The sequence below is a fragment of the Trichocoleus sp. FACHB-6 genome (assembly GCF_014695815.1).
Classification (GTDB): Bacteria; Cyanobacteriota; Cyanobacteriia; order Cyanobacteriales; family FACHB-T130; genus Funiculus; species Funiculus sociatus.
In genome coordinates, this window is the sequence record NZ_JACJOY010000061.1 from 1 (window position 1) to 20,897 (window position 20,897).

Here is a 20,897-nt window from a genome sequence, read left to right on the forward strand (position 1 = left end):
AATTACTGGGGTAAGCTTTACTCATAACGCTCTCTCAGTGCTGTGTACTACATATTCGCAGCTTACACTGAGTGAGCTTTTTTGCTATCTAACCGACTTTTAAAACATCCTCTAAGAAGCCCTCTCTCAATATCAATGCGTTTTTCCTTCCTTCTGCTTAACCCGAACTCAGGTTAACTAATGACGAGATTATCTCGATGGACGACGGTTTCGGCTCCGGTGTAGCCTAAGATGGTGGGAATTTCTTCTGAGCGGTGTCCGCGAACCATCTGTAGCTCGTCGCTGCTGTAGTTCACAAGCCCTCTGGCGATTTCCCGCCCTTGTTGGTCGCACAGCTTTACGGCATCTGATGCCTGGAAGTCTCCTTCGACTGCGGTAATGCCAGCAGCTAAGAGGGATTTTCCGGCTTGCGAAATTGCCGCGATCGCTCCCTCATCTAGCATCAGTTTGCCAGATGGAATCAAACCATGAGCTATCCAGCGCTTCCGGGCATTTCCCGCTGTGTCGCGGGGTTCAAACTGGGTGCCGATGGGTTCTCCCTGCAAAATTTTCTGGATGTTACCGGGAAATCGTCCTTCTGTAATTACTGTCCGCACGCCGGCGCTGGTGGCAATGCGGGCAGCAGTAATTTTTGTAACCATGCCACCAGTACCCCACGCAGAACCGCGATCGCCTGTTTGCACTTGTAATTCTTCTAACTCATCAATGTGGTTCACGAGAGTTATCGGCTGCGCGTCTGGTACTTGGCGCGGATCGGCAGAGTAAAGTCGATCTACATCGGTCATTAAAAACAGCCAATCTGCTTCTATCAAGCTGGCTACTAAGGCTGAGAGGGTATCGTTATCCCCAAATTTCAGTTCATCTACTGCTACGGTGTCATTCTCGTTCACCACAGGAATCACGCCCAGCCGCAGCAGTTCCCGAAAGGTGTTGGAGGCGTTAATATACGCCGTGCGTTCTCTAAAGGTACTGCGGGTAAGGAGAACTTGGGCAATAGGTTGTTGCAAGGTGGTAAACAAATCATCGTACACCCGCATCAGCCGTCCCTGACCTACCGCTGCTACAGCTTGTTTTAGTGCCAGCGTCCGGGGGCGATCGCGTAATCCCAATCTAGCGCAACCAACTCCCACAGCACCGGAAGATACCAGTACTACGTTATGACCTTGCCGCCGCAACTCCGTGAGGCTTTCTACTAAGGCGGCTATCGTGGAAAGTGCCAGATTACCTGTTTCTGGCGATGTCAGGCTGGAAGTACCAATTTTTACAACGAGGGTTTGAGACACTGGGGGCTGGGGACTGGGGACTGGAGACTGGGAACTAGGGACTGGGGGCTGAGAACTGGGTAAGATTCCTTGCAATTCCCAATTCCCTATCCAAAATTGTAAAACGCCAGTTCCTCTTATACGAGGAACTGGCGTTTTACGCAGGTATTTACGGGGATTTATTTTTAGGGTCTTTATATGCGCTGACCCCACTTGAACCATAATTATAATGCCAGGAAAATTTGACAATAATTGATTTCATAATTATTTTTTTATATTTCCCTTTCTCATGATTTGTCAGGGTTTTTAAAGTTTTGTTGCTTTGCGTGGAGAGAAACGCCCAAGGCTTGAGATATCCAGACTTCAACAGTGCGGACTGGGTAGTATTTCGCGGCAACTGAGGGGTCAACCATCGGCTCCACGAGAATAGTAAACATACCTAGTCTGTTACCTGCTAGGACATCTGTGAATAAGCGATCGCCTACCATCGCCACCTGTTCAACTGGCAAGTTCATGGCAGTAACAGCTTGCCTCAACTTGCGTCGAGAAGGTTTGGCTGCACTGGTAATATAAGGCAGGTTTAACGACTTGGCGATGCCGCTAATCCGGCTTTCACTGAGGTTATTACTCACCAGCCACAACGTTGCCACATTTCTAATTTGTGCCACCCACTGCACGAGTTCTTCAGAGGCTTGCGCTACCGAGAGTGGTACTAGCGTTTCATCGACATCCAACACTAAACCTTTGAGATGATATTGCTGGAGGATTTCCGGCGTGAGACTCAAAATTGGTTTACCCAAAATTAAGTCAGGTTGTAACGGTGCTATCAAGGACATAAAAGTATGGGGAATGGGGGCTGGGGACTGGGGACTGGGAACTCTTCAGACTCCACGAACAATCCAGGGAATTTAGACTTATGGGGGTATGGGTGAGTTGTGAGATTTTTGTCAGTGGCTAATGGCTAAAAGCTGATTATTCTTGCTATTAGCCATTAGCTTATAGCCAGTATCCAATGACTACTGATTTTGTTGTTGTCGTTGTCTGCGAATAGCATTTTTCGCGGCTTCGTGTTCTTGTACTGTTCGACTAAAAACGTGAGTGCCATCGTAACGAGCTACAAAAAATACGTAATCTGTTTTTTCCGGATTCAGAGCTGCTTTCAGACTAGCTAAGCCAGGGCTAGCGATGGGAGTAGGAGGTAATCCTGGGTTGAGGTAAGTATTGTAAGGAGAGGCAGTTTTTACTTGAGCAAAAGTCAGTGGCTGATCCGCAGTTTGCCGAATGCCCAATCCGTACTCAACAGTAGGGTCGGTTTCAAGTCTCATTCCCTGTTTGAGGCGTCGAGTGAAGACACCAGCAATCAGACGGCGTTCGGTAGGAATTACCGCTTCTTTTTCGACGATGCTTGCCAATGTTACCCACTCAAGAAGGGTTAGCGCTGGTTTCTGTTCGCCTTGTTGATAGAGGGGAAGTGCGACCGACTCAAACCGATCGAGCATTTGTTTGATAATTGCCTCTGGAGTGACGCGATCGCCATTTAGCTTGTAGGTATCCGGATACAAAAAACCTTCCAGATGAGGCACCTTATTTGGAAGCCAGGGATATTGGTTTAGAGGAATCTGAGTAACGGCTGCTAAGAAATCTTGGCTTTTGAAAAATCCTTGTGATTCAAAGTATGCAGCCATTTGAGTTAGCGACCATCCTTCCGGGATGGTGAAACTTAGCTGTACCACTTCGCCAGTCCAAATTTTATCCGCGATCGCAGATAGCGGCTCAGTAGGTGAGAGTTGGTAAGTCCCGGCTTGAAACCCACCTGGTCGCTTTTGCCATCGCAACCAATATGCCCAGAGATCCCAAGCTTCAGCCGAGCGAATCAAACCTGCTGCTTCTAAATCCTTGCCTATTTGCTGGCTCGAAGTTCCTTGCGGTATGCGGATTTGCAGCAATGCGTCTTTTTGTTCAGCAGAGGAAGGTGATTGAGTTTGAGTCACAGGAGGCCCACTCGCCCAACTCCACCATGCCCAGCCCTGCCATGTACCGACTCCCAGTACTACAGGTATGAGGGCGAGAAATGTCCATTTGGAGATGCGTTGGATTGCTTTCATCTTGATTGCGGGTAACAACCCCTGCGTGAAGAAAAGTTATGAATTTTGAGTGTTGAGTTTTGAATTTTAAAATTCTAATTTAACTCCTCACTCATTACTCATAACTCATCACTTTGGGTGTTTATTCCATGTCATCAAACAGTTGATCTTCTAGTATCGGTTGCACTTTTTTAAATTCCTCTGGAGAAAGTAACTCTGGTTCACCCGCTTCGTTAATACGAGCAAACAACAACAACGGATCTAAAGGAGTGTAAATTGTATACTCTTGTTCCTTGTGGTAGAAGCTGGCGAGTTTCTGAAATTCCTCTGGTTCCAACTGAGTATCTTCATCCTCAATTTCCAATGTGAGGATTTCGTCCTCATCAACAGCAGGCAATTCCCCGGCTACAGTCAGGGCAAATGCTGTCCGCTTTAAGTCCAGATTTCTTTCTGCCAAGACTGCTTGAGCCGTAGAAAAGATTTCGTCAATTTCGGCTTCGTCTTCGACCAAGGTGGCTTCTTCTTCCTCCTTGTCCTCGTCCCAGGCAACAATTTCTACAGGTGAATCTATCGGCAGGAGGATGACGTATTCTTCACCTTCTACCTCTATGGAATGTTCAATGTAACAACTAAGCGATCGCCCGGATTCATCGGTCAGCGAGACGGCTGGCACTGAAGATCCATTCTCGTCAGGGGGTTGGGATGAGAACATTGCAGATATGCTGCTATCGACTCTGGATTGTGGACTTTGAAACTGCACTCCCCAAAGTTTTTACACATTGAGGAAGCAGCTTGCAAAAATCAGGATATCACGACGTTAGTAACCAAAAGTTAGAAGCTACTAAATACTCGCTGATTAACCTGTCCAATTTTATTATGTCAATAGACCTATCCGTAAATGGGTGTAGAAATTTAGCAGGACAGGGATCTAAATCCCTCTTAGAGAATTAAATGACTAACACCTTCGCTGCGTACTCTGGCAGGTCGATGCTCAAGCCATCTTCACTGGCTTCGACCTGGGTGTCACCCATCCAATCTTGCCACGTCCCAGAGGCAGGGAAGTTAGGAAGGCGATACCCCGACAGAAATTTATCTGAGAAATTTGCCACGACGACAACACGGGAACCCTCATCATTCCAGCGGACGTAAGCTAGAACTTTTTCCTCTGGGTTTTCGTAGAAAAAATCAATGTTATTGCTACAAAGAGCTAGATTTTGTTTGCGGAGGGCGATTAATTTTTTGTAATACTCAAACAAATCCCGATTCAAATCTTTTGACAACAAAGGCCATGCTATTTTATTTGGCTGAGTCACTGTTTCACTTTTGCGCTCGTGTTCGCCAAACTCTTCTCCCATCCACAGCATCGGTACACCCATCGCCGTCATTAACAGAATAGCTGCTAACTTGGCTCGTCCAAATGCGGCTTCGCCAAAAATACCGCGATCGCCTAACTCTCTCATCAGGTGTTCGCGATCGTGAGTTGCCAAATAATTCACCACATTCGTAGCAGCCGTATAACCCTGTCGTTTTGGGTCTAATACCTCTTTGAGCTTTTCTAATTCAAATGTTTCACCACAAATATGCGGAACCACAAAGTAGCGGAAACTTTCATGCCAACAGGCATCTAATGGCCCTTGTGGATAAACTACAGTGTTTGTATCGGGAATGTGTTCGGCAATGTTGTAAAACGGCTTCGGTGCAGTATTTTTTTTCGCTTGTTTAGCAAGCCAATCCATAAATTCATAGTTAGCCAATTGGCGCAGGGCATCAAAAGGAATACCATCAATGTGATACTCCTGAACCCAGTAACGCACCACATCCCCGACGTATTTCCAGGCAGGTTTGATATCTAAGTTTCCGTCGTAGTTGTCATAGTTAAACTCTGGCCCCCAATAGTTCGCAGGATCTTCTGGATAGTGCATATTCTCGTAGTACCAGTAATTCCGGTCTATGAGCATTAAAGGGCATTCTTCCAAAAATGTTGAATGTTAAGAAACTCTCATTAAAATTAACCCAAAACCATGATAGATTTTGGGCTAATCTGAATTAATTACTATTAGCATCCATGATACATTCGTTCCCGAAGCTTGTCAAAAACCTGCTGGCTCCTCTGCCCGAAAATGATTATCCTGTCCTGAATACACGGTTATTTGTTAAGTTCTGGTTGGGTTTTACCTTAGATCAAAGCTTGACGACCATGAGGGGCTTATTTAAGCGATTAAATCATACAGGCTTCCCCGTAGATATTTCCACTTTCTCTAAAGCTAATGTGCATAGAAGCCAAAAACCATTTATCGAAATTTATCAAAACCTTTGCCGGCTTGCCCAGAAAAAATCTCTTTCCCAGAAGTTAAAGAACTATTTAATTTGCCCGATTGATTCGACAATTATTACGTTAACCAGTAAGTTGTTTTGGCTGCAAGGATATCACCAAGTCAAATTGTTGAGTTCTTTGAATTTATCCAGCGGACTTCCGGAAGAAAACTTAATTAACTTTGGCTACGACCATGACTATAACTACGGGCAAGAGATGATAGATGCGCTTCCACCAAACGGCGTAGAAGTAATGGATAGAGGGTTCGCTGGCAAGCGAGTATATCAAGCAGCTCTCCGAGCAAAATAAGTATTTTGTCCTGAGAATTAGTAATAGTTGGAAATTAGACTTCGACCCCGAAACCGGATTATATAAAGTCGGAACAGGTAAGAAATCAGGAGTTTACAGAGTTATCAATTTTTGTGATTTGGAGACGAAAAGCGAGTATCGCTTTGTCACTAATCTCCCTCACGATGGAGAACTGGCTGTCAGTGACGAAGAGGTCAGGGAAATTTACCGATATCGTTGGGGAATTGAACTGTTATGGAAGTTTCTCAAGATGCACTTAAAGCTGGACAAACTGATTACTAAAAATATCAACGGCATCGCCATACAAATTTATGCCACCTTAATTGCTTATTTGATATTGCAACTTATAGAAATTCCTCAACAATGGGGGCAAAAGCTACTCGATAAACTTCGCTATCTTCAGGCATGTATGTGTCAAGAAATCAGCTATATCCATTGGATGACTAAGTTAACCCAATGTTAACTAAAAGTTCTCAAATAGGAAGAGTATATCTAATTATGTAAAGTTTTGTATCGTAGTTCAACGTTTCTGGCATTCTTCATCTGTATGGTTATAAATTCCATCGATGAAAACGCGAATACCTCTACCATGACACTCGTCAATAAACCGCTTCAAATCTTCTGTCGAGCCATAGCTGGATTCTGTAGCGAAGAAATGGCGGACTTTATACCCCCAGCTATAATCACCAGGATACTCATTCACTGGCATTAATTCGATGGCATTTATTCCCAGTTCACTCAAGTAATCTAATTTAGCGATCGCGTCCACATATTTCCCCCGTTTGTGAGGATCGCCCTCACCGCCAGAAAAATCTGCAACGTGCATTTCATAGATGACTATTTCATGATTATTAGGCAACAATGTATCGTCGTGTTGCCAGACATAAGTATCAACTATCCTTTTGCCATCTTTTATCCGCACCACGCCCTGTTTTCGCTCTTCATCCACATCTGTCGCGTAGGGATCTATAACATCCACCCATTGATCCGGTTCAAAATTCGGGCTTTTGGTTTGGACGCGGAATTTATATTGATAAACCCCATCTTCCAGTTCTACATTGGTGCGGAAGTAACCATCCTCACCTTTTTCCATCGGTATTTCTTGCCATTCAGAGAAAGAGCCAATCAACGCGATCGCTTTGTTCCGAGGAGCAAACAAGTTAAATTCAATTGAGCTTGCCATGTAACCTTTTTTTGATGTAAATCACTTAAGTTAAAACTTGCAATTTTTTCCTAAAGTTTTTAACTTAAGTTACAGTATTTCTTTAAGTTAAATTAAATTTTAATAATAATTCAGCTTATATACCTAAAGAAATACTTATACTCAAAGCAAATTGTAATAATGAATACAATATTATTTACTCTCTGGATTATTATCGCAGTGTCGTATAAATACCAAGGCTTTTAAAACTTTAGATAGAGTTATTCAAAGAGAATAAATAACGCTCTAGAGAGAGGTGATTCAAGGAGTGAATGGAGAGGATTGGGACATAGAATATCAGCTCAAAGGAGCTGAAATATGAATAAATTACAATGGATTCCTCTTATCTCTACCCTTAGCATTGGTGTTGGTTTCATCATCCTGGCTCATCGCTTTGCAGCGCTTATTGTCTACTCGCGACTTGTTTAAAAAGTAAATTTTACCTGATTGAAGTTAAGGAGTGTGACGTGATGAAACAAATGTGCTGGTTGCCTGTAATGGGAACGACTGGGGAGAAAATATTGCACTTACGAACTGCACCTAATCAGCCGTGGCGACCTTATACAGCTTTTCCGGAATATGCTGTACCAGACTACGAAATCCCTGGAGGTTCTAAGGGCTGGGCAACCTATCAGAAATTAATGTCCGCCAGATGGAACTTAGTAGCTAGTATGCCGGGACAGCAACTGAAAAGTGCTTAAAGTCATCCGCTGATTTTAACCAAACGTAAAAGCAAGTGGAAGATTTTTTATTGTAATCTTCACAGCCGCCTGAAGAAATTTATTAAAACTTATTTCAGGCGGCTGTTGATTTACATTTGCTGAGTTACTGCCAAACAAACACCTTGGCTTCGTAAGATCCCAAGTCAGTTATAATACCTTCTTCCCCAGCTTCAACATCATAATTACCCGTCCACTCGTGCCATGTTCCTGCTTCTGGGAAGTTAGGAACGTGATACCCACCAAGGAAGTTGTCGGAGAAATTCGCTACGACAACTACACGGGAACCTTCACCATTCCATCGGCTGTAAGCTAATACTTTAGCTTCAGGGCTTTCATGAATGAAATCAATGTTCTCGGTGTAGAGGGCATGATTGTTTTTACGAAGATGAATTAACCCTTTCATAAACTCAAACAGACCACGATTTTCGTCATGACCTAGTAGAGTCCAATCAATCTTTGCTTGTTCAGTTGTTTTGTACTTGTACTCGCCAAACTCTTCACCCATCCAGAGGAGAGGGACTCCAACTGCTGTCATATTGATGACAGATCCCAACTTTCTCCGCTTAAACGCTTCCTCTCCCAAAATGCCGCGCTCGCCTAATTCTGCTAATACATGATTATGGTCATGATTTGTTAGGTAATTGACGACATTGGTGGCACCCATAAAGCCTTGCCGTTTGCAATCAATCACATCTTTGAGGCGTTCTAAATCAAAAGTGTCGCCGCAGATATGTTCGAGAATGCAGTGATAGAAACTATCGTGCCAGCAGGCATCCATCGGGCCATCTACATTTGTGATGCTGGTAGTTTCCGGAATGTGTTCGGCAACACTGTAAAACGGTTTCATGCCAGCAGCTTTTTTGGCTTCTTGAACTGCCCAGTGCATAAAGTCGTAGTTAGCAATTTGTCGGGCAGCATCAAAACGAAGCCCATCAATGTGATACTCTTCAATCCAAAAACGTATAGTGTCACCAGCAAATTTGCGGGCTGGGAAGGTGTCCAGATTTTCGTCGTAAAATTCGTAATTAAACTCTGGCCCCCAGTTATTATCTGGGTCACGCGGCGAGTGGTGATACCAATAATCGTGGTCAATTTGCGTTAGCGGACTTTCGGCTTCTGAGTGGTTATAAATCCCGTCCATGATGACACGAATCCCACGGGCATGACACTCATCAATCAGATGCTTTAAGCCTTCTGTTGTGCCATAACTGGATTCTGTGGCAAAAAAATAGCGGGGGTTATAGCCCCAGCTATGATCGCCCGGATACTCTTTGACTGGCATCAATTCAATGGCGTTAACTCCCAGGTCGGTGAGGTAATCTAACTTCTCAACAACGTGTTTATATTTGCCTCTGGAGTGTTTGTCACCTTCCCCACCCGAAAAATTGCCTATGTGCAGTTCATAAATAACTAATTCTTTATCCGCAGGCAGTGGTTTATCGTCATGCTGCCAAACGTAGGTATCAACAATTTTTTCACCATCTTTAATGCGTACAACACCGTTTTGGGTAGGGTTATCAATATCTGTCGCGTAGGGGTCAACAACGTCTATCCATTGATCCGGTTCAAAAAACCATGATTTTGATTGGACGCGGAATTTATATTGATAAACTCCATCTTCTAACTCAACTTTGGTACGAAAATAACCATCTTTACCTTTTTCCATTGGGATGTCTTCCCAATTAGAAAAATCACCTATTAAAGCTGCTCCTTTGTTATAGGGTGCAAATAAATTAAATTCAATGGAAGTTGCCATATAAGTGTCTGGAATTTCGGGTAAAAATTGCCTACAACAGTATTTTCCACGTCTTCATCTCGCTTGGGAATCAATCTTGAGATAGAAAATGGCTTTATCGGGAATAATTATTAGGGAATAAGAGGTAATAGAAACTAAAGGTGATTTAGGAGGTATTTTGGCAATTAATGCTGAATATGGGGAAATAAAGAAGCGATCGCGCCATAAAAAAAAGCCGGACGACTAGAAGTCGCGGCTAAATAAAGAAAGCCAGCCTGCGTGGGCTAGTGGGTTATATGTTACAAACTCAACCAGGCGATCGCGTGTCTGATCCAATCTTCTGCATTTTGGCTTTTAGCCAGCAGCGCGTCTTGACTCACAGCAGAAAGTGCTTGGACAACCTCACTGCCGCTATATCCCAAGGCAAGTAGTGTCATCTCCACATCTTCTAAAATTCCTGGTGGAGGCCCAACTGCGACGCTGGCAGCGCCAGCAGATTGTCGCCATTCTGCAAGTTTGGTTTTGAGTTCTAATGCTAGACGTTCTGCGGTTTTGGCACCGATACCGGGAGTCTTAGCTAAGGCGCGAGTGTTACCATTGACGATCGCTTGCACTAAGTCTTGCAGTCCCAGAGTGTCTAAGAGGGCGATCGCACCTCTGGCACCAATGCCACTTACGCTTAAAAGGGCGCGAAACAAATCCCGTTCGGCTGCCGAGGCAAAGCCATACAGGGTGATTTGGTCTTCCCGAATTTGCTGGTGCGTAAAGACTTGAACGGTTTCTCCTGCTGCTGGTAACTTATTCACCAGGGTCGGAGGGACTTGCAGTTCGTATCCAATTTGATTAACTTCCAGAATTAGAATAATGCGATTGGCGGTGCTTTTCTGGATACCAGCTACCGTTCCTTTGAGATAAGCGATCATGGGGTTGTATCCCGACGACTAAAGTCGCGGCTTTGGCGTACAAAGTCCGCCTGGGCGGACTTTTAATATTAGCCGATGCCAGTCTGCTCTCGCTACGGCTTGGTTTATGTAGCGCCTAACTTTAGTCTGAGGGCATTTTTGGCAGGATTCTATCCTAAAAAGCCAAAGTTCTTCAGACCTTCTAGAATACCTCCAGCACAATAGGCTTTAGCAAAATAGCGATTGTCAGAAGGATTGGCTTGATGCCACTTCAGCAGTTCTGGCTGAGCATTACCGACAATGATTCCCCGTGTTTCACCTGACTCAAACATAGACAAATCGTTGCCAGAATCACCACAGACAACGGTTTGAAGCGGAGAGATTCCAAAGCTTTCCCGCAGAAAAGCTGTTGCAGCTCCTTTGTTACCGTAGCGAGGTAGAATGTCCAAGTCTTTGCCACTGCTATAAACGAGTTTGACATCCAGCCCTCGCTCTTGCAATAAATCTTCAAGCTGGGGGAGAACTTCAACTGCGGCTTCCGGACTGAGGAAGTAACTAGCTTTGAAAGGGCCTTGTTCTGATTGTGGCTGGGGAACTAGGTCAGAAAAGTGTGCGGTGGTGGCAACGACGCGATCGCGATCCCAATTTTGCGAAAGGCGTTTTATCCAATCGGGATCTGGCTTATCGCTGCCGTTATGATAAATTTCCGTACCCACAGATAGAACCAAAACATCAGGTTCTATTAACTCTCTTTCAGTTGCGAGTTCCTGGTAGAGGAGAGGCGATCGCCCCGTGGCATAAACAATCTTAGTTCCGCATTCTTCACGATGCTTACTCAGGTGGCGGTTCAATTCTGCCAGAGCGTCGTCATCACCCACTAAAGTATTGTCTAAATCGGTCACAAATAGAAATGGCTTCACGTTCACATCGCTCATGGCTACGGATTTGATTTTTGGATTATTTTTCTATGCAGGCGCTATTAATGGCGTTATGCAGTAAAAATCGCACTATCCATCTTTTCAATTAACAATAAAAAAACCTGGAAGTATTCAAAACACTCCCAGGTTGGAAATTGAGGTTACATGATGCCAGACGTTAAGCAAAATTGATTCTAGATCAAGCCCCAGAAGTGCAGAAAACCTTGACCTGAAAAGATTTCGATAAGAGCAGCGGCTAAAAAGCCAATCATAGCTAGCCGCCCGTTCCAAATTTCGGCTTGAGGATTGAAGCCATATCTCCAAGCGTTGCGGTCATCCATCACGGGAGGTGTTATTGTTTTTGTCTCTTGCATGGTGGAAACTCCGGTTTCGCTACTTTGTTAAGCTTTATATGCTTATGTAACTAAATGTAACGTTGACCGGGGAAAGTGTTCTCTATCTTAGGGTAGAGACTGCAAGCGATCGCACCAGCAGTTAAAACTATCTTTATCACCCGGAGAAAGTTAATTTTGCTCAATTTAAGCAATTCCTCAATTTAAGCGATGCGCTAGACGTGCTTTTGTGAAAAGGATTATCTTTATAAGCTCGATTAATTTACCCTTTGGGCATGAAATTTTTTCGCAAACCCACACCTTCCTGGTTGCCTCAGCTAAATTCTCAAGTTTGGATTCTTGCTGCTGGGCGATTTTTATCAGGAGTCGGCACTGGCTTTACTTTGTTTTACGCCCCCATCTTTTTTGTGAATCAAGTGGGGCTATCCGCCACTCAAGTAGGCATTGGCTTGGGTAGTGCCTCCATTTCTGGCGTACTTGGGCGCATTTTGGGCGGTTCGTTTGCGGATTCACAGTTTTGGGGACGCAGGCGCACGCTGTTACTTTCAGCAGCGGTTTCGGCAGTTGCTTCACTTGTATTAGCTATTAGCAACGATTTTTACATTTTTGTTGTGGGTAACTTGCTCATGGGTATGGGCATGGGTTTATACTGGCCGGCTACTGAGTCAGTAGTAGCAGATTTAACCCAGGGAGAACAACGAAATGAAGCTTATGCAATAACGCGGCTGGCAGATAACCTGGGTTTGGGAATAGGAATTGTATTGGGAGGTGTATTAATCGGCACAACGGGAGCTTATCGAGAGCTGTTTGTAATTGATGCAATTTCGTTTGTGGTGTTCTTTGGGGTGATTTATGTAGCGATCGCAGAAACTTACAAGCCAGGAGAACAGGAACAACAAGCATTAAGCAGTTGGACATCCGCACTGCGCGATCGCCGTCTGTTAATTTTTTGCTTAGTTAATATCATTTTTACCACCTATATCTCTCAAACCCAAAGTACAATGCCGCTGTACTTCAGCAATTTCTTGCTTGTAGGATCTGGGAAAGGTTTCTCACCCACAACAATCAGCGCCTTATTTACCTGGCACCTAGCCTTAGCAATTATCTTACAGTTGCCAGTTGTGAGAATATTTAGACGTTTGAGCCATCCCTACGCTTTGTGTATTTCCGCCTTATTTTGGGGCTTAGGATTCAGCTTAATTTGGTTCACAGGTGTAGCCGCATCTAACCAGCTATTGTGGGCAATTTTGGCAATGGGAGTGTTTGCGATCGCTGTCGTCTCCTACACACCCTCTGCGTCTTCCCTAATTACAGTCTTAGCTCCCGAATCTCAGCGTGGCGTATACTTCTCTATAAATTCCCTGTGCTGGGCAATTGGCTATTTCATTGGCCCTCCCTTGGGTGGTTGGGCATTAGATCAACCGCCAGTAGTGGCGCATGGTTTCTGGCTGGGTTTGGCGTTAAGTATAGCGATCACAGTTGCGATTTTGCAGTATCTAAACCGGGTTTTAAACACAAAGAACCCAGAGGTAAACGCAAAGTAACGCCAAGGTTCTTTGTGTTTAAAAAAGCTATTGGCGGCGTTCTTGTAGTTTGCGGTATACGTCTCGCAAATCAACCTGATGATGAGCTAAAGCAACTAAAGTGTGATAAAACAAGTCAGCAACCTCACCTGCGATCGCTTCCTTGTCATCATCCTTGCAAGCCATCACTACTTCAGCTGCTTCCTCACCAATTTTTTTCAAAATCTTGTTATCACCACCAGCAAATAGCTTGCAAGTGTAGGAAGTTTCAGTTGGATTGTCGCGGCGATCGGAAATAGTCGCAAACAGTTCAGATAAAGTATCTGCTGGCGGCGGCACTTTTTCGCCATCTACTTGATGAAAACAGCTGCGTTCGCCAGTGTGACAGGCAATATCTCCCACCTGTTCCACACTGATAAGCAGCGCATCGCTATCGCAGTCATAGCGAATACTTCGTATTTTCTGAATATGACCGGAAGTTGCCCCCTTGTGCCATAACTCGCCGCGAGAACGGCTCCAATACCATGTTTCGCCCGTTTCCAGAGTTTTTTGTAACGACTCCCGATTCATCCATGCCATCATTAGCACAGTGCCATCAAGATAATCTTGCGCGATCGCACTCACCAGTCCCTGCTCGTTGTAGCGGATTTTATCAACCGGGATGGCTTGACTTAAAGCAGAAGGTTCAACTGGCATTTTCAGAATAATACACTCGCCTTGTACAAGATATCATTGTGCAACCGCCAGCTGTTCAACACAATTTTGCTGCCCCAGAAATTACCCCTATTCTTGGCTAAATTAATAAGAAGGCGCAAAAATTGGTTCCAGGCATTTGCCAATGGTACTGTTAAGGTTTGCCGATTCACTTCTAACCCCTACCGAGCCACCTTGTGAGCTTTAGACTCTTCTGCGTACCATTGAACCGCATTGAACGCAGCCCGATACAAGTCTTGGGCTGCCTCAAAGAGGCGAGAGCGGATACTTAAGGGTTAAATCCTGATTCTTTCCTAGGAAATGAATTGGTATTGCCCTCAGTAGGATAATTTAACAACGTAATCTTTTTCATCAATACTCGCGCCTATCTAGCGGCAGAGATTTTATCATCAAACGGAGGGAATAGCATTGGTTACTTCAACAAATTTGAAAACTAGCAAATCAGAAGAAATATTTGCAGCCGCTCAAAATCTGATGCCAGGAGGCGTTAGTTCACCTGTAAGGGCGTTTAAATCGGTGGGAGGACAACCCATCGTCTTTGACCGCGTAAAAGGAGCATATATTTGGGATGTCGATGGTAACCAGTACATCGACTACGTTGGCACCTGGGGGCCAGCGATTTGCGGACACGCCCATCCAGAAGTTATCAGCGCCCTTCACGAAGCGCTGGAAAAAGGCACTAGCTTTGGTGCGCCCTCAGCGCTGGAAAACGTGCTGGCAGAGATGGTAATTGATGCCGTACCCAGTATTGAAATGGTGCGATTTGTCAACTCTGGGACAGAAGCTTGTATGGCAGTTCTGCGCCTGATGCGGGCTTTCACTGGACGGGACAAGGTAATTAAATTTGAAGGCTGCTACCACGGTCACGCCGATATGTTCCTGGTAAAAGCGGGTTCCGGTGTTGCTACCCTTGGCTTACCCGACTCTCCTGGCGTTCCCAAGGCAGCAACCAGCAACACTCTCACCGCCCCCTACAATGATTTAGAAGCCGTCAAAACTTTATTTGCCGAAAACCCCAACGAGATTGCAGGCGTGATTCTAGAGCCTGTGGTCGGAAACGCTGGCTTTATTACGCCTGACGCTGGTTTCTTGGAAGGCTTGCGAATGCTGACTTCTGAAAATGGCGCATTACTTGTATTTGACGAAGTGATGACCGGATTCCGAATTGCTTACGGTGGCGCACAGGAAAAATTTGGCATCACTCCCGACTTGACAACGCTGGGTAAAATTATCGGTGGTGGCTTGCCAGTGGGAGCCTATGGCGGACGGCGCGATATTATGTCGATGATTGCTCCCGCAGGGCCCGTGTATCAAGCTGGAACCCTTTCCGGGAATCCTCTGGCAATGACTGCTGGTATCAAGACGCTGGAGTTGCTGCAAAAACCGGGTAACTACGAGAATCTAGACCGGATTACCAAAAAGCTCAGCGATGGATTGCTGCAAATTGCCCAGGAAACTGGTCATGCTGCTTGTGGCGGTCAAATTAGCGGGATGTTTGGCTTGTTCTTCACTTCTGGGCCAGTCCACAACTACGAAGATGCTAAAAAGTCTGATTCGAGCAAGTTTAGCCGTTTCCATCGTGGGATGCTAGAACGTGGCATTTATCTAGCACCTTCTCAGTTTGAGGCTGGGTTTACTTCCTTAGCACACACTGAGGAAGATATTGACCGCACTTTGGCAGCTGCGCGTGAGGTAATGTCGAGTCTATAGACATGATTGCTTTTTAAACGCTCTCGTAAGGCAAAGGATATCGCAGAGGAACGCAAACAAACTTAGCCTCTGCGTACCTTTGCGTTTAAAATCCTTCTCTCAAGTTGTTCGCTGCGGCGGGAAGATGGGGTACTAGGAGTGGATGGTTGTCGCCACAGAACGAAGGGAATGCTCAAGACTCCTACAATCATCACAATTCCCGCCGTTATCCAGACAATCAGGCGGTTAGGCTGAAAGTTACCCCGCTCAATTTGCCAAAAAACCTGGTTGTAGCGCCACGCTGATAATGGGATAATTAGAATGCCAGCAATTACTAACCCTACACCCAAGCTTTGGGAGCTGATGAAGGGTTCGGAGATGGCACCTTGACCTGTAACAGCTGATTGTAACTCGTGCAGAAATAAACCAAAACGAGCGATCGCAAATCCAAATCCAATCAGCGCAATAGAAGTTCGCAACCAAGCCAGGAAGGTACGCTCGTTGGCTTGGTGTTCTCTTTGTCGGTCAATTTTCGGTTCCTGCCCATTCGACATCTACATGAAATTTTGTATCGTGGGCATTGTACTAACGATAGTTGGTAAATTGTAGGGCAACTGGCAAATCTTCCTGCTTCAAACGTTGAATTATCTGTTGCAGTTCATCTTTGGATTTCGCCGAAACCCGCACGGAATCGCCTTGAATGGAGCCTTGAATTTTTTTAAATTCGTCTCGAATCAATTTGGTAATTTGTTTGGCTATTTCCTGGCTGATGCCCTTACGCAGCTTAATTTCCTGGCGAACGCGATTACCACTGGCTGATTCAACTTTGCCGTAATCAAATATTTTCAAGCTCAGATTACGCTTTGCTGCTTTGGTTTGCAAAATTGTGTGAACGGCATCCAGAGTAAATTCGCTGTCGGTATTAACTGTAATTGCCTCTTCGCCTAACTCTATGGTTGTTTGAGTGTCTTTAAGGTCAAAGCGACTTTTGATTTCCCGTTCGGTTTGGTCTACGGCATTAACTAATTCTTGCCGATCGAAATCGCTGACAATATCAAAAGAGTATGTTGCAGCCATAAAAAAAGTTGTTTGCTAATTGTTAATTGCTATTGGCTTGCAGCAGGCTTAATACAATGAGGGTACCACTGGATAGGGAGCCGATGGCGAACATGAGACTTCGCGCTAGCGGAACATTCAGTATATAAAAAACAGAGTATAACAACCTCGCCACAACGAAAGCGATCGCTGCCCATGCTGCCAGCGACGAATTCACCCCCGCCACATAAGCCATTAGGGAAGCTGCCGCGAATATCATAAACGCTTCAAACGAGTTCTGGTGCGCCCAGGTAGCTCTTTGTCCATAGGGAGGCAGCTTGTCAAACATGGCGCGGGGTGCCGCCGTGTCATACCCCACGCTAGTACGGGCGTAGCCTACCACCAAAAATGGTAGATAAATCAGGACTGCGGCTGCGGCAATGCAGTCCAACAAAACAGTTGATACAGGGAAATTTATCATTTGGTTGTCGAGACGAGAGCGACCCGTCCTCTTAATCAAAGTAGAACAAAGTCACCAATTTGCGTTGATCTTCCGCATCCTGACAAGTTTTTAGCAGGGTGTGGCTGTCGTGAAACGCAAAACAGATGAGTTGCTGACACCGGGAAACAATCTCTTGATTGCACAGGGCGCTAGCTTCAGCGAGGGATAGATTGTCATTTTCGGGACTTTCTACCAAGTGCATCACCTGTTCTAACTGTTCCCGCGATTCCCGTGGCTGACGTTCCAAACTTTGGGGCAAAATCACCGTCAGCAGGCTAGCATCGGCACGCATGGCACCGCGTATGGCGGCTAAATTAGTTCCCGTAGCACCGGAAGTGAGTAGACGATTGCCGGATAAAACCAGGGCATAACTCATCATCTCAATCAGATGCTGGTGAGTGATGGGAACATGACGCGACCCCAACAAAGCAATCCGCTTGGCACCCGTTTGTTGGATTGTCGCAAGTTCTTGCGCTAAGGCATCGACCTTGGGTAGGTCTATAGATTGGCTCAAAGACGATTTCTAGCTGAACGACCATAAGATTTTAACAGACCTAGTAACTGTTGCGATTCACTTTCAGCGGTTTTGTTGCTAATTAAAAACTTAGGAGGCAGGAGTTATGAGTTTTGAGTTTTGAATTAACAACTCCTCACTCCTAACTTTTCCCATTCCCCTTGCACATTACCTAAGAGCCATGCTATATTGATAAATCGTCGGACGGACGCATAGCTCAGTTGGTTAGAGCACCACGTTGACATCGTGGGGGTCACTGGTTCGAGTCCAGTTGTGTCCATTAATCTCGTTTAGATTTAACAGCTTTGGTAGCGATCGCTTATTGGCTGTTTATAAAGTTGACTTTTGAGATGGCAGCAACAACGATCCAACGACTGCAACAGAAAAGCCCAGAATTTATAATATGGCTTTGTCTGATCATTTTATGCTGAGTTGGACGCGAAAGAGCGATCGCTACAACTGATATTTGAGATAGAGAAAGCGATCACCTGCGCCCCATTTATATACACAGGTTGCTGCTCTTGACAAGAGCATTGGGGCTTCTCCCCACTCGGTGCAGGTACGCGAATTAGGCTATCGTTGGGGGTCATGCAGACACAAAGGGGATTTATATTTTCATCGGCGACTGGCGATGCTACTAATGTGTTTTGGTATAGGGTGGAGCGGGTTGTGAGTGATTGGTGCGATCGTAAGCAGTGGTTAGCCCAGAATGAAGTAAGTTATAACCTTTAGGGATGGGAGAGAAGCAGGAGCGATCGCATTTCATGATAAAAACTATCAAATTAAAGTTTGGCAGAGGTTTTGGTTCAGCTTCAGAAAAAATAGTTACAACACCCGTAACTGTATTTGTAGGCCCCAACAACTCTGGAAAAAGTAAAGCTCTATCTGAAATTAATTACTATTGCTCTACAGGACAACGGAATACAACAGACGTAATACTAGACAGCATTGAATTTGATACATTTTCAACTGAGATAGCTGAAGAGAAAATTACAAAAGTTACTCTTCAGCCACATTTGAATGAAGGACTTTTGCCAGAACACATAATTGTTGGAAAAAGGGGAACACGAAATCAAGTCCACAAACAACATCTTCTAAACGCATTCCAGAATACGAACAGCCAACCCCAACAATTTTGTCAGTGGTATCTTGCATCTAATACTCTCATTTTAGATGGTAGAAGTCGAATCAATTTGATAGGACAGCAAAGTGCTGGTGATCTTCAACAACAACCTCAAACTAGCTTCCAAGTATTATTCCGCGATGATGCTAAGAGAAAAGAAGTTAGACGAGTTATTCACGATGCTTTTGGTACATATTTTGTAATAGATCCAACTTACCTTGGACAGCTTAGGCTTCGTCTTGCCTCGTGTCCACCTGCCACAGATATGGAGGAACGCGGAATTCATGATGAAGCAGTAAAATTCCATGCGCAAGCATTTCCAGTTGAGCAAGCTAGTGATGGAGTTAAAGCTTTTACTGGGATTATTACAGAAATTGTTGCTGGTGATCCAGCCATTATTCTAATTGATGAGCCTGAAGCATTTTTACATCCTTCCTTGTCCTTCAAACTAGGAAAAGAGATTGCTTTTTCCAGCTTAGGTTCAGAAAAAAGACTTTTTGTATCAACTCACAGTCCTAACTTTGTAATGGGATGTATACAGTCAGGTGCACCAGTCAATATTGTTAGACTGACGTATCGTAGTGAAGTCGCTACAGCCAGGGTTTTGTCTAATACGGATATACTTCGCTTAATGCGAAATCCTTTATTACGATCAACAGGTGTGCTGGGAGGATTATTTTACGAATTTGTAATTGTGACAGAATCTGATGCAGATCGTGCTTTTTACCAAGAAATTAATGAACGATTGCTTCGTCACAAGCCAGAATTAGGAATTCCTAACTGCTTATTTCTCAATGCACAAAATAAACAAACTGTTCAAATCATCATTAAACCATTGAGGGAACTCGGAATTCCGGCAGTTGGAATTGTTGATGTAGACATTTTGAAAGATGGTGGTCGAGATTGGACAAACTTTCTCAAAGGTGGCTTTGTCCCAGAGCTTGAGCATCAATCACTTGGTGGATTGCGAAATGCTGTCAAACAAAAAATTGATGAAACGGGGAAGGAGATGAAACGTAACGGTGGGGTAGATATCCTTTCAGGTAGTGATAAAGAAGCAGCAAATAACTTGTTTGATAAACTTGCTGAGTACGGTCTGTTTGTTGTACGCAAGGGCGAATTGGAATCATGGCTTTCTTCTGTTGGTGCAACTGGACATGGGCCAAGTTGGCTAATTGACATCTTTGAGAAAATGGGCGAAGACCCAGAGTCACAAGATTATTTGAAACCATCGGATGATGATGTATGGCTTTTTTGCGGGGAAATTAAAAAGTGGTTTACAAATCCAAATAGGAAAGGTATCCCTTCATAAGGCGACTCTACATAACACGCCCTACATAACCAAAGCAACCATTGCTGGCAGCAATCACCTTTTGCCTGAAGAGTGCGATCGCTCATTCATTCCCTCCTAACTTCTCTAGTAAGGTTTCCCACGCCTCAATCTGCTGCTGTAACTGCTAGATGCGATCACACCTCGGAGGATGAACGGATGCGAGCGCTTATTCATTCCCTCGCAACTTTTCCAGTTAACAATAAATTGATGTTATAATTTAGCCCAAATTTTCAAAAAAGGTATTTCAGAATAAATGGTCTTGCTACTTGATAGAGCAGAGCCAGGGTAAATGGGATAACGATCGGGAGAGTCACTATCAGTCCCCATTTGCCAAATTGAAGTTCTTGATTATCGGATTTGAGGACTGCGACCACTGCTGCGGCTCCCATTAGTATCCAAATACAACCAAAGATAATGAAGAGAGTATATGCTGAGTCTTGCATTTTTTTTCCCTACTAGCGAAAGTAGTCTATTTTTAGGTTAGCTTGACCCTATTTGTGTAGTTGACTTCCTTTAGTTAGGTTATTCTTATTGACTAAGGAATGTGGATTAAGAGGATGTTTTAAAAGTCGGTTAGATAGCAAAAAAGCTCACTCAGTGTAAGCTGCGAATATGTAGTACACAGCACTGAGAGAGCGTTATGAGTAAAGCTTACCCCAGTAATT

At 44.5% G+C, this 20,897-nt stretch carries 20 protein-coding genes, 1 tRNA gene and 3 pseudogenes; 7 read left to right on the plus strand and 17 right to left on the minus strand.

Features of this window, described 5'->3' with window-relative positions:
• Positions 1-173: 173 nt before the first annotated feature.
• The 5 genes and pseudogenes from proB to H6F66_RS11595 form a co-directional block, all read right to left on the minus strand.
• Positions 174-1,283: a glutamate 5-kinase gene (gene proB / locus H6F66_RS11575; protein WP_190421332.1), complete on the minus strand. Its 1,110-nt coding sequence runs from the start codon at positions 1,281-1,283 to the stop codon at positions 174-176.
• A gap of 266 nt (positions 1,284-1,549) precedes the next feature.
• Positions 1,550-2,098, minus strand: coding sequence for a YqeG family HAD IIIA-type phosphatase (locus H6F66_RS11580; RefSeq protein ID WP_190421303.1), 549 nt, complete (start codon positions 2,096-2,098; stop codon positions 1,550-1,552).
• A 180-nt stretch (positions 2,099-2,278) separates the two neighbouring features.
• Positions 2,279-3,367: an endolytic transglycosylase MltG gene (gene mltG / locus H6F66_RS11585; protein WP_190421304.1), complete on the minus strand. Its 1,089-nt coding sequence runs from the start codon at positions 3,365-3,367 to the stop codon at positions 2,279-2,281.
• Positions 3,368-3,488: 121 nt separating this feature from the next.
• Positions 3,489-4,058: a DUF3727 domain-containing protein gene (locus H6F66_RS11590; RefSeq protein ID WP_190421305.1), complete on the minus strand. Its 570-nt coding sequence runs from the start codon at positions 4,056-4,058 to the stop codon at positions 3,489-3,491.
• A gap of 235 nt (positions 4,059-4,293) precedes the next feature.
• Positions 4,294-5,319 (minus strand): annotated as a pseudogene (locus H6F66_RS11595) (alpha-amylase family glycosyl hydrolase); the annotation flags it as partial.
• A 92-nt stretch (positions 5,320-5,411) separates the two neighbouring features.
• Between H6F66_RS11595 and H6F66_RS11600 the strand changes: the two are divergent.
• Positions 5,412-6,432 (plus strand): annotated as a pseudogene (locus H6F66_RS11600) (IS4 family transposase).
• A gap of 69 nt (positions 6,433-6,501) precedes the next feature.
• On the opposite strand, the pseudogene H6F66_RS11605 reads toward H6F66_RS11600, so the two are convergent.
• A pseudogene (locus H6F66_RS11605) lies at positions 6,502-7,152 on the minus strand (alpha-amylase family glycosyl hydrolase); the annotation flags it as partial.
• Positions 7,153-7,637: 485 nt separating this feature from the next.
• Between H6F66_RS11605 and H6F66_RS11610 the strand changes: the two are divergent.
• Complete coding sequence (locus tag H6F66_RS11610; protein WP_190421307.1) at positions 7,638-7,871, plus strand: hypothetical protein; 234 nt, start codon at positions 7,638-7,640, stop codon at positions 7,869-7,871.
• 124 nt (positions 7,872-7,995) lie between these two features.
• Here the strand turns inward: H6F66_RS11610 and H6F66_RS11615 are convergent, their stop codons facing one another.
• The 4 genes from H6F66_RS11615 to H6F66_RS11630 all read right to left on the minus strand — a co-directional run bounded on the left by H6F66_RS11615 (position 7,996) and on the right by H6F66_RS11630 (position 11,820).
• A complete protein-coding gene (locus H6F66_RS11615; protein WP_190421308.1) occupies positions 7,996-9,648 on the minus strand; it encodes an alpha-amylase family glycosyl hydrolase in 1,653 nt (550 codons plus the stop codon).
• A gap of 278 nt (positions 9,649-9,926) precedes the next feature.
• The gene (gene ruvA / locus H6F66_RS11620; protein ID WP_190421310.1) at positions 9,927-10,550 is read right to left on the minus strand and encodes a Holliday junction branch migration protein RuvA; all 624 of its coding nucleotides are present in this window, start codon (positions 10,548-10,550) and stop codon (positions 9,927-9,929) included.
• A 149-nt stretch (positions 10,551-10,699) separates the two neighbouring features.
• Positions 10,700-11,464 (minus strand): sucrose-phosphate phosphatase, encoded by a 765-nt coding sequence (locus H6F66_RS11625; protein ID WP_199295407.1) that lies wholly within the window; start codon positions 11,462-11,464, stop codon positions 10,700-10,702.
• Between the two features lie 176 nt (positions 11,465-11,640).
• Complete coding sequence (locus tag H6F66_RS11630) at positions 11,641-11,820, minus strand: chlorophyll a/b-binding protein (RefSeq protein ID WP_190421312.1); 180 nt, start codon at positions 11,818-11,820, stop codon at positions 11,641-11,643.
• A 254-nt stretch (positions 11,821-12,074) separates the two neighbouring features.
• Here H6F66_RS11630 and H6F66_RS11635 point away from each other — a divergent pair, with 254 nt between their 5' ends.
• Positions 12,075-13,343, plus strand: coding sequence for an MFS transporter (locus H6F66_RS11635; protein WP_190421314.1), 1,269 nt, complete (start codon positions 12,075-12,077; stop codon positions 13,341-13,343).
• Positions 13,344-13,370: 27 nt separating this feature from the next.
• On the opposite strand, the gene hisIE is transcribed toward H6F66_RS11635, so the two are convergent.
• Positions 13,371-14,018, minus strand: coding sequence for a bifunctional phosphoribosyl-AMP cyclohydrolase/phosphoribosyl-ATP diphosphatase HisIE (gene hisIE, locus H6F66_RS11640; protein WP_190421316.1), 648 nt, complete (start codon positions 14,016-14,018; stop codon positions 13,371-13,373).
• 179 nt (positions 14,019-14,197) lie between these two features.
• Positions 14,198-14,302, minus strand: a complete 105-nt coding sequence (locus H6F66_RS29305; protein ID WP_190421336.1) for a hypothetical protein — start codon at positions 14,300-14,302, stop codon at positions 14,198-14,200.
• A gap of 142 nt (positions 14,303-14,444) precedes the next feature.
• Here H6F66_RS29305 and hemL point away from each other — a divergent pair, with 142 nt between their 5' ends.
• The gene (gene hemL, locus H6F66_RS11650) at positions 14,445-15,746 is read left to right on the plus strand and encodes a glutamate-1-semialdehyde 2,1-aminomutase (RefSeq protein WP_190421318.1); all 1,302 of its coding nucleotides are present in this window, start codon (positions 14,445-14,447) and stop codon (positions 15,744-15,746) included.
• A gap of 62 nt (positions 15,747-15,808) precedes the next feature.
• On the opposite strand, the gene H6F66_RS11655 is transcribed toward hemL, so the two are convergent.
• Genes H6F66_RS11655 through H6F66_RS11670 form a run of 4 tightly spaced genes read right to left on the minus strand, consistent with a single transcriptional unit; the run spans position 15,809 to position 17,776 of the window.
• Positions 15,809-16,279, minus strand: coding sequence for a DUF202 domain-containing protein (locus H6F66_RS11655; protein WP_190421320.1), 471 nt, complete (start codon positions 16,277-16,279; stop codon positions 15,809-15,811).
• Positions 16,280-16,310: 31 nt separating this feature from the next.
• Positions 16,311-16,802, minus strand: a complete 492-nt coding sequence (locus H6F66_RS11660; protein ID WP_190421322.1) for a YajQ family cyclic di-GMP-binding protein — start codon at positions 16,800-16,802, stop codon at positions 16,311-16,313.
• A gap of 22 nt (positions 16,803-16,824) precedes the next feature.
• Entirely contained in the window at positions 16,825-17,241 is a 417-nt protein-coding gene (locus H6F66_RS11665) for an MAPEG family protein (RefSeq protein WP_190421324.1), read from the minus strand.
• 31 nt (positions 17,242-17,272) lie between these two features.
• Complete coding sequence (locus H6F66_RS11670) at positions 17,273-17,776, minus strand: DNA recombination-mediator protein A (RefSeq protein WP_190421326.1); 504 nt, start codon at positions 17,774-17,776, stop codon at positions 17,273-17,275.
• Positions 17,777-17,982: 206 nt separating this feature from the next.
• Here H6F66_RS11670 and H6F66_RS11675 point away from each other — a divergent pair.
• A tRNA-Val gene (locus H6F66_RS11675) sits at positions 17,983-18,056 on the plus strand.
• A gap of 142 nt (positions 18,057-18,198) precedes the next feature.
• On the opposite strand, the gene H6F66_RS28355 is transcribed toward H6F66_RS11675, so the two are convergent.
• Positions 18,199-18,366, minus strand: coding sequence for a hypothetical protein (locus tag H6F66_RS28355; protein ID WP_190421328.1), 168 nt, complete (start codon positions 18,364-18,366; stop codon positions 18,199-18,201).
• Here H6F66_RS28355 and H6F66_RS29310 point away from each other — a divergent pair.
• Both H6F66_RS29310 and H6F66_RS11690 read left to right on the plus strand, forming a co-directional pair.
• The gene (locus H6F66_RS29310; RefSeq protein ID WP_347269367.1) at positions 18,330-18,449 is read left to right on the plus strand and encodes a hypothetical protein; all 120 of its coding nucleotides are present in this window, start codon (positions 18,330-18,332) and stop codon (positions 18,447-18,449) included. The genes H6F66_RS28355 and H6F66_RS29310 overlap by 37 nt on opposite strands.
• A 91-nt stretch (positions 18,450-18,540) precedes the next feature.
• Entirely contained in the window at positions 18,541-20,211 is a 1,671-nt protein-coding gene (locus tag H6F66_RS11690; RefSeq protein ID WP_190421330.1) for an AAA family ATPase, read from the plus strand.
• Positions 20,212-20,897 lie beyond the last annotated feature (686 nt).

Coding starts and splice junctions, on each gene's coding strand:
- H6F66_RS11655 (WP_190421320.1), bottom strand. CDS start 16,279: ATGTCGAATGGGCAGGAACCGAAAATTGACCGACAAAGAGAACACCAA.
- H6F66_RS11615 (WP_190421308.1), bottom strand. CDS start 9,648: ATGGCAACTTCCATTGAATTTAATTTATTTGCACCCTATAACAAAGGA.
- H6F66_RS11580 (WP_190421303.1), bottom strand. CDS start 2,098: ATGTCCTTGATAGCACCGTTACAACCTGACTTAATTTTGGGTAAACCA.
- H6F66_RS11665 (WP_190421324.1), bottom strand. CDS start 17,241: ATGATAAATTTCCCTGTATCAACTGTTTTGTTGGACTGCATTGCCGCA.
- H6F66_RS11690 (WP_190421330.1), top strand. CDS start 18,541: ATGATAAAAACTATCAAATTAAAGTTTGGCAGAGGTTTTGGTTCAGCT.
- H6F66_RS11625 (WP_199295407.1), bottom strand. CDS start 11,464: ATGAGCGATGTGAACGTGAAGCCATTTCTATTTGTGACCGATTTAGAC.
- H6F66_RS11660 (WP_190421322.1), bottom strand. CDS start 16,802: ATGGCTGCAACATACTCTTTTGATATTGTCAGCGATTTCGATCGGCAA.
- mltG (WP_190421304.1), bottom strand. CDS start 3,367: ATGAAAGCAATCCAACGCATCTCCAAATGGACATTTCTCGCCCTCATA.
- ruvA (WP_190421310.1), bottom strand. CDS start 10,550: ATGATCGCTTATCTCAAAGGAACGGTAGCTGGTATCCAGAAAAGCACC.
- H6F66_RS11630 (WP_190421312.1), bottom strand. CDS start 11,820: ATGCAAGAGACAAAAACAATAACACCTCCCGTGATGGATGACCGCAAC.
- H6F66_RS11635 (WP_190421314.1), top strand. CDS start 12,075: ATGAAATTTTTTCGCAAACCCACACCTTCCTGGTTGCCTCAGCTAAAT.
- H6F66_RS28355 (WP_190421328.1), bottom strand. CDS start 18,366: ATGACCCCCAACGATAGCCTAATTCGCGTACCTGCACCGAGTGGGGAG.
- hisIE (WP_190421316.1), bottom strand. CDS start 14,018: ATGCCAGTTGAACCTTCTGCTTTAAGTCAAGCCATCCCGGTTGATAAA.
- H6F66_RS11590 (WP_190421305.1), bottom strand. CDS start 4,058: ATGTTCTCATCCCAACCCCCTGACGAGAATGGATCTTCAGTGCCAGCC.